The sequence below is a fragment of the Kitasatospora sp. NPDC127067 genome (assembly GCF_042724755.1).
GTDB classification, from domain to species: Bacteria; Actinomycetota; Actinomycetes; order Streptomycetales; family Streptomycetaceae; genus Kitasatospora; species Kitasatospora lactacystinica.
The window spans coordinates 28,799-42,711 of record NZ_JBHXEM010000075.1; the positions used below are offsets into that span (position 1 = coordinate 28,799).

Here is a 13,913-nt window from a genome sequence, read left to right on the forward strand (position 1 = left end):
GTTCTCCAGCGGTGACCGGGATCTGATCATCCCCCTCGGGGGGTTGGCGGGGTTCTACCTGGGGCGCAGGATCAGCGCAGGGTGGCGAGCACGGTGTCCGCCATCACCTTCGCGCCGGTGGCGTTCGGGTGGAACGGGACGGCCGGGGAGCCGGGCAGGGCGCCCTCGATCCAGCGGTTGTCCGAGCAGATGTCGTGGCCCGTGGTCGGGGTCGCGGTGTCGACGTAGGTCGCGCCGTTGGCGGTGGCGGTGGAGCTGAGCATGGCGTTGAGTCTGCCGAGCGTGCCGTGCAGGTACTCCACGTCGCCGGGGGTCACCGGCTGGCGCTGGATGCACGCCGATCCGTCGGCCGGCACCACGGACGGGTAACCCACGACCAGTACACGGGCGTTGGGGGCCTTGGCGTGGATCCGGTTCAACACGTCGGCGAGTTGGGGTGCGGCGCCGTTGATCCGGTCGACGAGGTCGTCGGTGCCGTACTGCCAGGACCAGGACCAGCTGGACCAGTCCCACTCCCAGTGGCCGTGGCTGTAGACGTCCTTGCAGGGCGTGCCCTGGGGGTTGACCACGGTGCCGCCGATGCAGGTGGCGATCACCTCGGCGATCCCGAGCGGGCTGGTGCCGAGGTCGTTTCCGCCGATGCCGATGGTCACCAGGTCGGTGTCTCCTGTGACGGCGTCGAGTTGGGCGGTGCCGCCCCACTCCGTGCCCGCGTACTGGGGCTCCGTCATTGCGCTGATCTTGGCGGCGGAGCAGGTGACGTCGGTGTACGCGCCGGCCTTGAGGGCGGACGCCACCAGGCTTCCGTAGTTGTGGTCGGAGCGCAGGCAGAGGCCTGCCGACTGGCCGGGCACACCGGCACCGGCGGCGTACGAGTCGCCCAGTGCCACGTAGTGCCGGGGGGCGCTCGTGTCGGCCTGGGCGGTGGTGGAGGTCAGCGTGAGGGCCGCGCCCAGCGCGGCCGCGCCGAGAAGGGCGGACTTCCGGGAGGCGGGGGTCGTACGGGGTTTCCGGGCAGGGCGAAGCACAGATTCCTCCTGGGGGAGAAGAACGGGTGGGGGGGTGCACGAGCCTGACCGCAGCTTTCGCTACTGGCAGGTAAGTTACTGTCGGGTTTCGCGCATGTCCATGCGTCGCACAGAGAATTCCGACGAATCTCCGGATGGAATTCCCGTGGCACTCCGCTGTGTATCGAGTGCATTTCCGAAACGCCCTGGAGCGGAATTCGCAGTGCCGCGTGGCAGCCCTCGCGCATTGTCGGCCGGAGCTGTCCGGGTGCTGCGGCGCACGGGTGGCGCGGCGAGCCCGCCCGGGAAGGCCGTGTTCGCGCCGGGGTCGCGACACCGCGCCGGATGTCGGCCCGGCCGCCGATGCCCGAGAGCGGCCCTGCGCGGCGCGGCCCTCCTTCCCTGCGCGCCTTATGTCAACAGCCTTGACGCTGAGCCCGGTGGGGCGGTCTGCTGTGCCGGGTCGGGTGCGTACCTGCCGGTAACTCCCGTTTGGCTGGCTGCTGGTGACGCCCAGCAGGACCCTCCTGTCGCGATGCGGAGATCATCGATGTCAGACCTGCCCAGCTCGCCCCGAACCCGGACGAGAGGCCTGCGCCGGGCCGCCTTGACCCTGCTCGCGATCACGCTGGTCGGGCTCGCGCCCGGCACGGCTTCCGCGAGTCCGAAGTCCGCGCCTCCCTCGCTTGCCCCGGCCGCCTCGGCGCTGTCGCTCCAGACGGAGAGCACCCCGCCCGGATCGAACAACTTCGACTGCAGGCCCACCGCCGCGCACCCGCGCCCGGTCGTCCTGGTGCACGGCACCATGTCCACCATGGGCAGCTGGGGAATGTTCTCCCAGGCGCTCGCCGACGAGGGGCCCTGCGTCTTCGCGCTCAACTGCGGCGGGGAGCCCGACGGTCCGGTCCAGGGGTACGGCGACATGCCGACCGGCGCCGGGCAGCTCGCCGCGTTCCTCGACCGGGTGCTCGCCGCGACTGGCGCACCCGAGGCCGACATCGTCGCCCACTCGCAGGGCGGCCTGCTGGCGCGCTACGTCATCCAGAGCCCCGGCGGCGCGCCCAAAATCCACGAACTGGTCGGCCTCGCACCGCCCAACCACGGCACCACCATGTCGGGCCTGGCCGCCCTGGTCGCCGAGATCCCCGGAGACGTCGACGCCGTCGCCTGCACGCTGGTACCGCCGCTGTTCGGCGGCTGACCGTCCGGTGACGGCGGGGACTCGGTGTTCCACCGGGGAGGCCGGGCCCCCGGGAGGAATTCCGAAGCGTGCTGGAGACATTTCCTGCCGCGACCGTCCGAAACGTCGGCATTGCCCGTCCGGTATGTATCGGAAGGGAAATTCGGCATGCCCTGAATCCACTCGGCGACCGCGTTGAAAATGGCCGTCGAGGCGTCCGGAATCGTTTGCCGTCGATTCATTCGAATATTGCAGCATTCTCCGCAGCACCGGCGAGGCGGTCGTCAGCGGACTTCCCGCCGCCGACCGCCAGTGGTTCGACCTGGTGCCGAACCAGGGCGGCTCCAGCCCCGCGCCGAGCAGTTTGCTTGCACTCGCCCTCTCCTCGGCCGTCCAGGCTCCGTCGCAATCGGCCGGCTCGAGAGCTTCGCTGGCGAAGAGCTTCTCGTAGGCGCTGTTGTGGACAGGCCCTTGTGCGGGAAGCGGCGGCGCGAGCTTCAGACTGCGCGAGAGGTCTTCGAAGAAGTTCCACGCGTCCAGCAGCAGTCCCTCGGTCACCGGGGCAAGGTCGGGATCCTCGACCCACTCCTTGACGGTCGCCAGGTCAAGGGTCGATTCCCCCTCCTGGCAGAGTTCCCAGCCGTTGAGATCGCAGTATCCCCGCAGCGTCCTGAGGTCGTGGAACGCGAAGAGCCCGCCGAATTCGTCGACGGCGACCGTCTCGGGCAGGTCCTCCTCTCCGGGATGCCAGATGAGCGTCAGGTGTCGAGTCCCGGTCACGATGCGGTACGGATAGTGCTCGGCGATGCGCTTCTCCTCGGCAGGCCTGGAAAGAGGTGTCTGCTGAGCGGCTCACTTGGACGTCCCGATCACGTCGAGAGTCGCCGGGTCCTTGTCCGGGGCGGGAAGGCCCAGTGCGGTCACGTCGGCCCGGGTCTGGGGGGTGATCGTCATTCCCCAGGTGGTGAAGAAGCCGATCAGGTTCCGCCCGGAGACTCGTGAGGCGTTCACGATGAAGTACTGCTGGGGATCGGCGGCCTTCTCCGCCCGGCGGGTCAGCTTGTGCAGTTCGGGGTAGAAGCCGTCGCCGAACGCCAAGCGGAGTTGCTCGAACATGGCCAGTGCGACGAAGGGCTTGTCGGGGGACAGCGAATCGAAGGTCCGCTTGGAGCGCGGCCCGGTCAGGTAGCTGCGGACGTCGTCGGGGGTGCCGTCCTGGCCGAGCCGCGAGGGCTGGCCGGCGTCGCGCTGCACGGCGCGGCTGTAGGTGTTGACCGTCACCTCGACCACGCTGTCCCAGGTCCAGGACGGCTGCTGGTGCATGTGTCCGAGCTCGTGCCACATGCCCCAGCTCTTATTCAGGGCAGCGACGTTGAGGGCGTCGTCGATGCTGTCGGACGGGTAGCAGACCCGTTCGACGTAAGCGTTGGGATCGATGCCCTTCTTCCCCTCGGAGATGAAGTACCGCAGCGGGCTGCGCCGGTCGCGCGGATCGTGCCCGTCCAGACCGCTGAGCGCGTCCTCCACCGCGAGGATGTGCTCGTAGGCCTGCAGTAGCGCGTCGGGGTCCTGGCCGTCGTTGCGGCGGGCCGAATCGAGGTGGACGGTCAGCACGACGTGCTCGCCGACGAACTGCGCCACCGGCACCTCCCGCGCTTCGGCGAGCTGCGAGCGCCACTGCGCGGCCGGGGTGCGACCCATGACGTGATACGGGACCGGCCGCGCGGCCTGGTCGAACCGCAGCGTGATGTCGGGCGCGGTGGCCGCGCCGTCCTGCGTGTACCGGACGTACAGCAGACCGCCCTGCGCGTCGTTCACCGTCGTCGTGGCGTCCCGCATCGGCTGAGCCCGTGGCGTCGCCTCTTCACCGGTGTCGGTGCCGTCGAGCCCGTAGGTCCCGATCAGCAACTCGGGAACCGGCGCTCCCGAGGGGCGGTCGACCTGCACGGTGACGGGCGTGTTCGGCGGCAGGTACAGGCCGGTCGGCTGGGCGTCGTCCGGGTGGAACTCCGTGGCCAGCCTCTTCTGCTCCGCCTCCGCGGAAGGCGTGGCCGCGAATGTCAGGACACGGGGCGACGACAGCGACGACGGTGACGCGGGCGGGGACGGGGACGGCTGAGGAGCCGTCCCGGTACTGCACCCCGCGCTCAGCAGCGCGGTAGCCAGTAGCCCGACGGCCGGGACGAGAACCACGCCACTGCGCCCGACGAGACTTCCGATCATCACTGCAATGTGCTCCTGCTCCTGTAAAGATATCGGCGCGCGCTCCGTCATGGGCGCCGGCGCGTTCTCATCGCCTCCCGGCAGCCCACCGCCATGCAGGACGCCGACGAGGCACTCTCGTGCCGGGCGGCCTACGAGAGAGCCGTCGCTGATTTCTCAGCAGTGTGCATTGAGCAACCTGAGGATTCGATGAGGAGCGCAGAAGCGAGGCCGGATCCCGTGCGGGCGCTGACCCGGTGGGTGACCTCGACCAGCAGTGTTCGCACGGCAGCCGAGGACGGCCGCCGACGTCCTCATGAATTCCTCACAGTGCCTCGGTCAGGCTCTCGTCCGCAGCAGGTGGCTGAAACGGGACGGAGCGAGGCAGTGCGGGGACACGTACGGAAGAGCCGGTCGGTGCGGCGCGGCGCGCTTGCCCTGGTCCTGGCATCACTGGCCGGCACCGCCCTCGTCGGTTGCGACCCGAACACCCCCGACCACGCGCCCGGCCTCGGCGCCCAGGCGGCGCCACCCGCCGCGACCGAAGCCGCCGTCCAGCCCGCCCTCGCGGACGCCGACCGGAGTGTGGCGGCGTGCCGGGCGCGCAGCGGCGACATCCTGACCGCCGTCAACTGCCTCGACCCGCCGCACCCGACGGACCCTCAGGTGTACTGGCAGCTGCTCGACCGCGCCTACCAGGACTCGGGTGTCTTCGGCGCTTCCAGCGTGTTCGCCGAACTCGGCTGCCGGAACTGGCCCACTGGGCCCCAGCACCCGCACCGGGTCAAGGCCGACGGTCTGCCGCCGGTCCTGGTGGTGGGGACCACCGGAGACGCGGCGACCCCGTACGAGGACGCCAAGAGCCTCGCCGCCCAGCTGCCCGGCGGCATGCTGCTCACCTTCAACGGCCTCGGCCACACCGCCTACGGACGAGGCAGCAGCTGCGTGACCGACGCGGTCGACGGCTACCTCGTCGCGCTCAAGCCCGTCCAGCCGGGCGCCGGCTGCTGACCGAAAGACTCACTGGCGAACCGTCAGTGACCTGGGGGATCAGGAAAGATCTTCCTCCCCCTCAACCCTCATGTACCGAAGGTGAACCCTCACTTGTCCATACGCACCATCGCACTGCCGGCCCTCGCCCTCTCGCTGCTGCTCACGGTCGGCGGCAACGCGGCGACCGCCTCGGCCGACGCACCGACCGATCCCACCACCACGACCGCGCCCGCACTTCCCACCGGGGACGTGCCGGTCAGCGTAGCCGCCACCGGCTCCCAGGACGTGGCCCTGGCCACCCCGTCGACCTCCGGGGCGCCCGCCACGGTCTACACCCCTGGGCTCAAGCTGGACTCCTACGACCAGCAGAGCGGCGAGGCCGTACTCGCGTCCGGCGACGCGGCCGACCCGAACGCCGCGGCCGCATCGCAGGCCGCGAGCAGTGTCCAGGCCGGCCAGCTGATCGACAGCCCGCCGACACCGGCCGCCCAGCAGGGCGCGCTGGTCGCGGTCACCGCCGTCCGGGCGGCCGGCGACGGCAAGGTCGCCGTCAGCACCCGCCCCGCCACCCTCTCCGAGCTGCTCGGCCGCATCAAGGCCTACGGCCGCAGCGCCATCGACCCGCACACCATCCAGGTCCACCCGCTGGTCAAGGACCTCAAGGCGTCCTTCACCGGCCAGAACGGCGACGGCAACGGCTCCGTCTCGGCGACCCTGCACCTGGACGCGAACGCCCCGATCGCGCTGCCCGGCGGCGCTTCGGGCAAGCTCGACGGCTCGCTGGACCTCACGCCGGTCGTCGACTTCTCCTACCAGGGTGCCGTCGACAGCATCCTCAAGCCCCAGAAGGCCCGGGTCGGCTTCGACCTCGGCGCACACGCCAACTGGCACGTCAACGCCGAACTCGGTGCGAGTGCGACCCCGATCAAGGTCCCGCTCGCGACCTTCACCGCCAGCCCCGTCCTGATGGTCGGCCAGGTGCCCGTCGTCGTCACCCTGAACCTGACCCTCACCGCCCAGATCAGCGCGGACGGCAAGGTCACGGTCGACACCCAGCAGGACATCACCGGCAACTGGGGCGTCCACGCCGACTACACCCGGGACCAGGGCTGGACCACCGCCACCGACCCCGCCAGCACCACCGTCTCCCCGGTCCGGGTCAGGCTCGCCGGCACCGCCTCGGTGCGCACCGGCCTGATCGCCGACGCCTCGGTCGCCCTCTACGACACCGTGGGCGTGAAGGCCGACATCGAGCCGTACCTGCGCAGCACGGTCGACGGCTCGCTCGCCATCGACAGCAGCGGCGCGCCGCCGGTCATCGAGGGCCAGGCTGCCCTCTACGGCGGGATCGACGTCAATGGCGGCCTGCTGGTGCGTATCCCCTTCCTCGGCCCGCTCTTCGAGAAGGACGTGACCTTCCCGGTCCTCCACCGTGAATGGCCGATCGTGAAGCAGAGCATCAGTACCGGAACCGACAGCACTGACACCACCACCGACAGCTGACGAGGAATCAGAGAAGACCTTTACTCCGGGGCCCGGCCCGAGCGCCGCGCCCCGGGGTGGAGCCTGCTCACCGAGCACCGCCCACCCCTGCTGACTCCGGATGCCCCCCAGTCTCAGCAGCACGACCGATCATCATGCCGAGGTGACCGCCGGCTCCGCCAGGGTGCCGACTTGAGCAACCGCGCCCGACACCGAAACCGCCCTCACCAGCCCGGATGAGGTTCTCGGCAAGGGCAGCGTTCGGTGCTCAGTCCCGGCAGCCCTCCAGTAGCCGCAGCCAGACCTCGCTGATCGTCGGGTACGACGGCACGGCGTGCCAGAGCCGGTCGATCGGCACCTCTCCGACCACCGCGATCGTCGCCGAGTGCAGCAGTTCGGAGACTCCGGGGCCGACGAATGTTGCGCCGAGCAGCACCTTCCGGTCCAGGTCGAAGACGACCCTGGCCCGGCCCCGGTAGTCGTCGCCGTAGAGTGCGGCGCCGGCCACCGTGCCGAGGTCGTGGTCGATGGCCTTGACCCGGAGGCCGGCCTGCTCGGCGGCGTCCAGGGTCAGGCCGACGGCCGCGACCTCCGGGTGCGTGAAGACGACCTGCGGCGCGCCCGCACTGTCGGCCGACGCGGTGTGCGCGCTCCAGCGGGCAGTGTCCAGCGGGCTGCCCTGGGCGCGCGCGACGATCGCCGCGCCGACGATCCGTGCCTGGTACTGGCCCTGGTGGGTGAGCAGTGCCCGGTGGTTGACGTCCCCGACCGCGTACAGCCATTCGCCGTCGACACCTGGCACGGTGCAGCTGTCGTCCACGTCGAGCCAGCCGCCGGGGTGCAGGCCTACCTGTTCCAGTCCGATGTCCGCGGTGCGCGGGGCCCGGCCGGTGGCGTACAGCACCTCGTCGGCGGTCAGCCGCTCGCCGTCGGCCAGCACCAGCGTGACCTCGGACGGGGCGCCGTCCGCGCTGTCGGCCGACGCCCGTTCCAGCGAGGCGACCGGGGCTCCGAACCGGACGTCCACTCCGGCCGCCCGCAGGCCGTCCGCGACCAGCTCGCCGGCGAACGGCTCCATCCGGGGCAGCAGCCCGGTGCCGCGTACCAGCAGCACCACGTCCGAGCCGAGCGAGCGCCAGGCGGTGGCCAGCTCCACGCCGACCACGCCGCCGCCGATCACCGCCAGCCGCCCGGGCACGGTCGGCGAGCCGGTCCCCTCCCGATTGGTCCAAGGCCGCGCCTCGGCCAGCCCGGGAATGCCCTGTGGCAGCGCCGCCCGGCTGCCGGTGCAGACCGCGACGGCCTGCCGGGCGACCAGCAGCCGCTCGCCGCCGTCCTGCGCCTCGACCGTCACCCGTCGCTCGCCGGCGAGGCGGCCGTGACCGCGGACCAGCTCGATTCCGGTGTCGCGGAGCCGCTTCACCTGGCCGTCGTCCCGCCAGTGCGAGGCGAACATGTCGCGCCGCGCCAGCACGGCGGCCGGATCCAGCGCGCCGCCGCCGACCGCCTGCCGGGAGCCGGCCACCGCGCGGGCATCGGCCAGCGCGGCCGCCGGGCGCAGCAGCGCCTTGCTCGGCAGGCACGCCCAGTACGAGCACTCGCCGCCGACCAGCTCGCTCTCCACGATCACCGTGCGCAGCCCGGCGGCGGCGGTCCGGTCGGCCAGGGTCTTACCGGTGGGACCGGCACCGACCACGATGACGTCGTACTCCTCAGGGGCGGCAGGCGAGGAAGCGGGGGTGGTCATGCGCGGTCCTCCGTGGGCGTCGATCCGGGGCGGCCGGGCGGGCCGGTGCCCATCCTGCGCCGGTCCGGCCGCCCGGCGTGGCCCAACACGCGGGCGGGCCGGCAGTCCACGGAGCGCCCGCCACCCGGTTGCCCCGCTGGCTGGCTACCCGCTACCCGAACTCGATCGCTCTCCGCCCCCGCCTCTGCGTGCGCTACTTCGCGCTCGCCTGAGCCACAGGACGACGGGAGGGCTCCGCCGTCGACAGGAGCAGCTCCGCGGTGCGCCGGGCGGTGAGCGCCGATGCCTCGGCGTGGTCGAGGTGCGCTGCGGCTATCGCGCCGTCGGAGAGCTGGACCAGCTGCGCGATCAACATGTCGTCGGGCTCCCAAGCCGCGAGCAGCCGGCGGAACAGGCCCGGCAGCCAGGCGCGGTGGTGGGCGATCTGTTCCTGGATCCCGTCGTGGTGGGGGTACTCGGCGGCAGCGTTGGCGAACGGGCAGCCGCGATAGCCGGGGGCGGCGAGCACCTCGTGGAAGACGTCGAACAGTGCGAGGACCCGGTCGGCCGGGCCTTGCGCCCTTCGTTCGATCTCCGGCTCGACGTGGTCGCGCCAGGCGTCGGAGCGGCGTCGCAGGTAGGCCTGGACGAGGTCTTCCTTCGTGCGGAAGTGCACGTACATCGTCGACTTCGAGACCTGGCTCTCGGCGATGACCCGGTCGATGCCGACCGCGCGGATGCCGTCGGCGTAGAAGAGCTCGTCTGCCGTGGTCAGTAGCCGCTCACGCACCTGCAGGGATGTGGACCTGTTCGCCATGCAATCCAGTATCGAACGAACAGGTCTGTTTGACAACTGCGGGGAGACCGCCCTAGCGTCCTTCGTATCGAACGAACAGGTCTGTTCGATCCATGTCGAGGAGAGTACCGATGTCGCGTGTCCCCCTGATCGATCCCGCCACCGCCACCGGCCCGGCGGCCGAGGCCCTGCGCGCCACCCGGCAGACGCTGGGCGTCACCAACAACATGGCCAAGGCCCTCGCCAACAGCCCCGCCGCCCTCACCGGCTTCCTCGGACTCCACGGCGCGCTGAAGGCCGGCGTCCTGAGCCCGGAGATCCAGGAGCGGATCGCCCTGGCCGTCTCGGAGGCCAACGGCTGCACCTACTGCCTGTCGGCGCACACCCTGATCTCCCGCAATGTCGTCAAGCTGCCGGAGGAGGAGATAGCCGCCGCACGGCGCGGCGAGAGCTCCGACCCCAAGGCCGCCGCCGTCCTGCGCCTGGCCCTCGCCGTGACCCGCAACCGCGGCCCCGTCGACGAGGCCGAGATCGCCGCCGCCCGCGAAGCCGGCCTCACCGACACCGAACTGGTCGAGGTCATCGCGCACGTCGCCCACAGCGTCTTCACCAACTACGTCAACGAGGCGCTCGACATCACCGTGGAATGGCCGATCGTGCGGCCCCTCGAGCGGCAGACCGCACAGCAGTGACACCGTGTCCGCCGCCGGGCCCGGAACCCCGGCGGCGGACCGGCGCCGGCCTGACGAGACCTCACGAACCTCGGACCGCCACTGCGAGGATCCGGCGGCGGACCGTCGGCCGCGACATCCCTGACGGGACACGCGCAACCGCCCCCCGAACGGCACCCGATGCCTGACACCCGCCGTCGCCGCCCCATGCCGGGCATCGCCACGGTCGCCGTACTCCTCGCCGCCGGTGTCGGTCTCCACCTCTTCCAGCCCTGGAAGGCCTTCACCAACACCACCATCGGCGGGGCCCTCCCGGCAATCACTGCCACCACCGCGCCCACGAGCACCGGCCCTGCGGCACCGCCGAGCGCTTCCGGCGGCGCTTCGCAGGCCGCGCCCGGCCTGGCCGACCGCGCCTGCGGCTCCTTGCACTCCGGCGAACACGCCACGACCGGGACAGTGCGCTTCACCCTCATGACTCGTCCGTCCCGCCCGGCCGGAGGACCCGAGGTCGAGTCCCCGGCCAGGCCGTCGCATCACGGACTTGCACGATCTCTCACTTTCGGACGCGCTCCTGGTACGACGGCCTTGTGGGCGTCGGCGTCGAGGGCATCGTCGCCAGGGGACGTCAGAGCCGGTGCACCCCAACGACGTCGTCGCGCACCCCCGTGGGCCTCTCGGAGGCCAGGGGATTCGGGCTCCGGGTGCGCGGTAGCGCTCCGTGGAGATGGCATGTACGCTGCGTGTCGCTGGTTGGACAGTACGAGGGCCCGGTTGCTGCTCCGTGGGGGGAGTCGCGGGCGGGCCCGGACGCCGGCCAGGGGTTCGGTTGTGCTCGTGGGGGAGTCTCAGCCGGACCCGCCAGCGGCGGTATCGACGGTATGCCCGGACGGACAGGGCTCCAGTCGTGACAACTGTCCAACAGAGCAGCGGTTCCAGTCGCGTTCGTCCATGGCCGTCCCGTGCGGCAGGCTGCCGCCGCGGCCCAGCTTTTCGAGCGGCACGGCACACCCATGTCGATGGGGCGGCGCACCGATCGTGGGCGCGCATCGCCGGGGGTCGGCCTACTTCGTCCGGGGTGGGAGGCGGAGTGTGAAGCGGGCGCCGCCGCGCGGGCTGGTGCCGACGTCGAGGGTGCCGCTGTGGGCCTGGGCGACCCAGGAGGCGATGGACAGCCCGAGGCCGGTGGAGCCGGAGCCGCTGTGGAAGCGCTGGAAGAGGGAGTCGGCGAGAGCCGGGGGGATGCCGGGGCCGGCGTCGTCGATGGTCACCGTTCCGTCGGCGGCCACGGTGACGTCGACTTCTGCGGGCAGGCCCGGGGCATGGCCGTGGAGGAGCGCGTTGCCGAGCAGGTTGGCCACCGCCCGCCGGAGCAGATCGGGATCGGCGACCACGACGACCGGTTCGGTGTGGACGCTCACGCGGTGCTCGCCGGTTTCGATGTCGTCGACGACCACCTCGACGAGCTGGTCCAGGCGTAGCGGCTGGCTGGCCAGGGTGCCGACACCGGCCATCAGCCGGGCCCGGGTGAGCAGGCCGTCGATCAGGTCGCCCATCCGGGACGCCAGGCGTACGGTCCGTTCGAGCGCGGCGGTGCGGTGCTCGTCGTCGCGCAGCGCGGTCTCGGCGAGGCCGCGTAGCGATGCGGTGGGTGTGCGCAGGTCGTGGGCGGCGTCGGCGAGGAACTCCTCCTGTTGCTGCAGCGCCGTCAGCGCCGGCCGGATCGCCCGCCCGGAGAGCAGGTGCCCGGCCACGGCGGACAGGGCGACCAGGACCGCACAGCCGGCCACCAGGAGCAGAGCCAGTTTGCGGTGCGCGGCCCGGTCGCCGGTGGTGTCGTCGGCTGCGACCACTGCGCCGGCCGGCGGCTGGTCCTTGGCTCCCGCGTAGGGCTCGGCGAGTAGCCGGATCCGGTGGCCGTTGTCGCTGCGTGCGTCGGCCACGACGGCCGATCCCTCTCGCATTGCTTCCGCGGCCACCGCTTCCAGGTCCTCGGTGCGGGCTCGGACGCAGGGCATGCGGGGGGTGTAGGAGACGGTGGGCTGGTCGGCCGTACCGGTCACCACGGTCACCGGCGGGCAGTCGGTCTCCATCCCGTCCTGCAGGTACTGCGCGTCGAGCCGGCCGTCGTCGTCGACGTTCAGGAGCAGGATCGCCTGGCTGGTCTGCAGGGTGAGCGCGTCGTCGAGCCGGTCGCTCCAGGAGTTGTCGTCGGTGCGGATGGCGAACGCCGCCAGGCCGATCAGTCCGATCGCGCTGGTGAGGGCGAACAGTGCGGTGAGTCGCCGGCGCAGCCGCCGGATCCGGGCCGCGGCCGTCATCCTCGGCCGCTGTCGTCGGCACCGGGCGGCGCCAGTCGGTAGCCCACGCCGCGGACCGTGTGGATCAGCGGCGGGTCGCCGAGCTTGCGGCGCAGCTGGGAGACCAGTACCTCGACGACGTTGGAGTTCGGCTCGGTCATCTCGTCCCAGCATTTCTCGATCAGGTCGGCGCGGGGTATGGCCTGGTCCGCGCGGGCCGCGAGCAGCTCCAGTACGGCGAACTCCTTGCGGGTCAGCATCAGCAGCACGCCGTCCCGGTGCACCTGGCGGCGGGCGGTGTCGATCTCCAGGTCGGCGAACCGTTGCACCGGGGGCCGGACGGTGGCCGCCCGTCGGCACAGGCTGTGCACCCGGGCCGCCAGCTCGGGCACCGCGAACGGCTTGACCAGGTAGTCGTCGCCGCCGACGGCGAACCCCTCGACCCGGTCGGCGACCGTGTCCCGGGCGGTGAGGAACAGCACCGGGACGGTCCGCCCGGCGCGACGCAGCTCGCGCACGTACTCGACGGCGTCCCCGGAGGGCAGCATCCGGTCGAACACCGCGCAGTCGTACTCGGTGACGAACAGCGCCTCGTCCGCAGCCGGCAGATCGGCCACCTCGTCGACGGCCAGCCCCTCGTTGCGCAGTGCCGCGGCCACGGCAAACCGCAGGTCATCGTCGTCTTCGGTCACCAGTACTCGCACGGCGGCCAGGATAGCCCGATGGGCGGCCCGGGCCGCCCTCATCAAATCCTCAGCTTCGCCCGGCGATCATCTGTGAGGTCACAGCGGAGCGAACCGGCAGGAGCCGAACAGCGCGGCCGTTCGCCCGGGACATCCGTGGGCGGACCGGCACGCGGCGCCGTGAGACATCCCCGGGCGCGATCCCCCACGCGCCCGGGGACCGCCACCGGCCCGGCGGACGGAGCCCTCGGCCCGGCCGTCCCGGGCCGCCGAGGTGGTGCCGGTGCCGCTGCCCACCGCGGGCGCCGTGCGCAACAACCCTGCCAAGTCCCTCTGGAGCACTCCCATGAAGCACCCGACGAGCAAGCGTGCCGGCCTGATCCTGGCCCTGGCCGCACTCGGCGTGACGGCACTCGCCGGATGCCTCCCGGCAAACGGGGACACGGCCGCGGAGAGCGCCGACACGGCGCCGACCGGTTCCGCGCACCAGAGCGCTTTGCAGACCTTCTACCAGCAGAAGCCGACCTGGACCAAGTGCGGCGAGCTGCAGTGCGCCACGCTGACCGTCCCGATGGACTACGCGCACCCGGAGACCGGCCGGACCTTCACCCTGCCGCTGGCCAAGGCCGCCACGGCAGACCCCGCACAGCGCATGGGCTCCCTGGTCCTCAACCCCGGCGGACCGGGTGAATCCGGGGTCGAGCAGCTGAAGTCCGGCGGCCTCTCCTCCTTCAGCGAGCGGGCGCGCGCCCGCTTCGACATCGTCAGCTTCGACCCGCGGGGCGTGGCCGGCAGCAAGCCCGCCAAAGACAGCCGCGCCACCGACACCGCCGACCACGACCACCCCCACACCGACGCCGCCACGACGAGCGA

General features: G+C 71.7%; 10 protein-coding genes and 1 pseudogene. 5 read left to right on the plus strand and 6 right to left on the minus strand.

The features are described from left to right. Positions 1 to 71: 71 nt before the first annotated feature. On the minus strand, positions 72 to 1,028 hold the full coding sequence (locus ACFWJ4_RS26595; RefSeq protein WP_380547807.1) for an SGNH/GDSL hydrolase family protein: 957 nt from the start codon (positions 1,026 to 1,028) through the stop codon (positions 72 to 74). A 529-nt stretch (positions 1,029 to 1,557) separates the two neighbouring features. Here ACFWJ4_RS26595 and ACFWJ4_RS26600 point away from each other — a divergent pair. After that, positions 1,558 to 2,208 (plus strand): alpha/beta fold hydrolase, encoded by a 651-nt coding sequence (locus tag ACFWJ4_RS26600; protein ID WP_380547810.1) that lies wholly within the window; start codon positions 1,558 to 1,560, stop codon positions 2,206 to 2,208. A gap of 831 nt (positions 2,209 to 3,039) precedes the next feature. On the opposite strand, the gene ACFWJ4_RS26605 is transcribed toward ACFWJ4_RS26600, so the two are convergent. After that, positions 3,040 to 4,461 carry a M60 family metallopeptidase gene (locus tag ACFWJ4_RS26605; RefSeq protein WP_380547813.1) on the minus strand — a complete coding sequence of 474 codons (1,422 nt, stop codon included), beginning with the start codon at positions 4,459 to 4,461 and terminating at the stop codon, positions 3,040 to 3,042. 315 nt (positions 4,462 to 4,776) lie between these two features. Here ACFWJ4_RS26605 and ACFWJ4_RS26610 point away from each other — a divergent pair, with 315 nt between their 5' ends. Together ACFWJ4_RS26610 and ACFWJ4_RS26615 are read left to right on the plus strand one after the other, a co-directional pair. Continuing rightward, positions 4,777 to 5,400 carry an alpha/beta hydrolase gene (locus ACFWJ4_RS26610; RefSeq protein WP_380547816.1) on the plus strand — a complete coding sequence of 208 codons (624 nt, stop codon included), beginning with the start codon at positions 4,777 to 4,779 and terminating at the stop codon, positions 5,398 to 5,400. A 93-nt stretch (positions 5,401 to 5,493) separates the two neighbouring features. Beyond that, positions 5,494 to 6,885, plus strand: a complete 1,392-nt coding sequence (locus ACFWJ4_RS26615) for a hypothetical protein (protein ID WP_380547818.1) — start codon at positions 5,494 to 5,496, stop codon at positions 6,883 to 6,885. A gap of 247 nt (positions 6,886 to 7,132) precedes the next feature. Here ACFWJ4_RS26615 and ACFWJ4_RS26620 read toward each other — a convergent pair whose 3' ends face one another. Then, the gene (locus tag ACFWJ4_RS26620; protein ID WP_380547820.1) at positions 7,133 to 8,611 is read right to left on the minus strand and encodes a dihydrolipoyl dehydrogenase family protein; all 1,479 of its coding nucleotides are present in this window, start codon (positions 8,609 to 8,611) and stop codon (positions 7,133 to 7,135) included. A gap of 193 nt (positions 8,612 to 8,804) precedes the next feature. Further along, a complete protein-coding gene (locus ACFWJ4_RS26625; RefSeq protein WP_380547823.1) occupies positions 8,805 to 9,407 on the minus strand; it encodes a TetR/AcrR family transcriptional regulator in 603 nt (200 codons plus the stop codon). 110 nt (positions 9,408 to 9,517) lie between these two features. Here ACFWJ4_RS26625 and ACFWJ4_RS26630 point away from each other — a divergent pair, with 110 nt between their 5' ends. Beyond that, a complete protein-coding gene (locus ACFWJ4_RS26630) occupies positions 9,518 to 10,078 on the plus strand; it encodes a carboxymuconolactone decarboxylase family protein (protein WP_380547826.1) in 561 nt (186 codons plus the stop codon). Positions 10,079 to 11,121: 1,043 nt separating this feature from the next. Here the strand turns inward: ACFWJ4_RS26630 and ACFWJ4_RS26635 are convergent. Together ACFWJ4_RS26635 and ACFWJ4_RS26640 are read right to left on the minus strand one after the other, a co-directional pair. After that, on the minus strand, positions 11,122 to 12,378 hold the full coding sequence (locus ACFWJ4_RS26635; RefSeq protein WP_380547829.1) for a sensor histidine kinase: 1,257 nt from the start codon (positions 12,376 to 12,378) through the stop codon (positions 11,122 to 11,124). After that, entirely contained in the window at positions 12,375 to 13,061 is a 687-nt protein-coding gene (locus tag ACFWJ4_RS26640; RefSeq protein WP_380547832.1) for a response regulator transcription factor, read from the minus strand. Before ACFWJ4_RS26640 ends, ACFWJ4_RS26635 begins: the two co-directional genes overlap by 4 nt. 262 nt (positions 13,062 to 13,323) lie before the next feature. Here ACFWJ4_RS26640 and ACFWJ4_RS26645 point away from each other — a divergent pair. Beyond that, positions 13,324 to 13,913, plus strand: a pseudogene (locus ACFWJ4_RS26645) (hypothetical protein); the annotation flags it as partial.

Bases quoted from the DNA above. Each gene is read 5' to 3' on its own strand.
- ACFWJ4_RS26600 (WP_380547810.1), top strand. From the start codon at position 1,558: ATGTCAGACCTGCCCAGCTCGCCCCGAACCCGGACGAGAGGCCTGCGC.
- ACFWJ4_RS26605 (WP_380547813.1), bottom strand. From the start codon at position 4,461: ATGACGGAGCGCGCGCCGATATCTTTACAGGAGCAGGAGCACATTGCA.
- ACFWJ4_RS26620 (WP_380547820.1), bottom strand. From the start codon at position 8,611: ATGACCACCCCCGCTTCCTCGCCTGCCGCCCCTGAGGAGTACGACGTC.
- ACFWJ4_RS26625 (WP_380547823.1), bottom strand. From the start codon at position 9,407: ATGGCGAACAGGTCCACATCCCTGCAGGTGCGTGAGCGGCTACTGACC.
- ACFWJ4_RS26630 (WP_380547826.1), top strand. From the start codon at position 9,518: ATGTCGCGTGTCCCCCTGATCGATCCCGCCACCGCCACCGGCCCGGCG.
- ACFWJ4_RS26635 (WP_380547829.1), bottom strand. From the start codon at position 12,378: ATGACGGCCGCGGCCCGGATCCGGCGGCTGCGCCGGCGACTCACCGCA.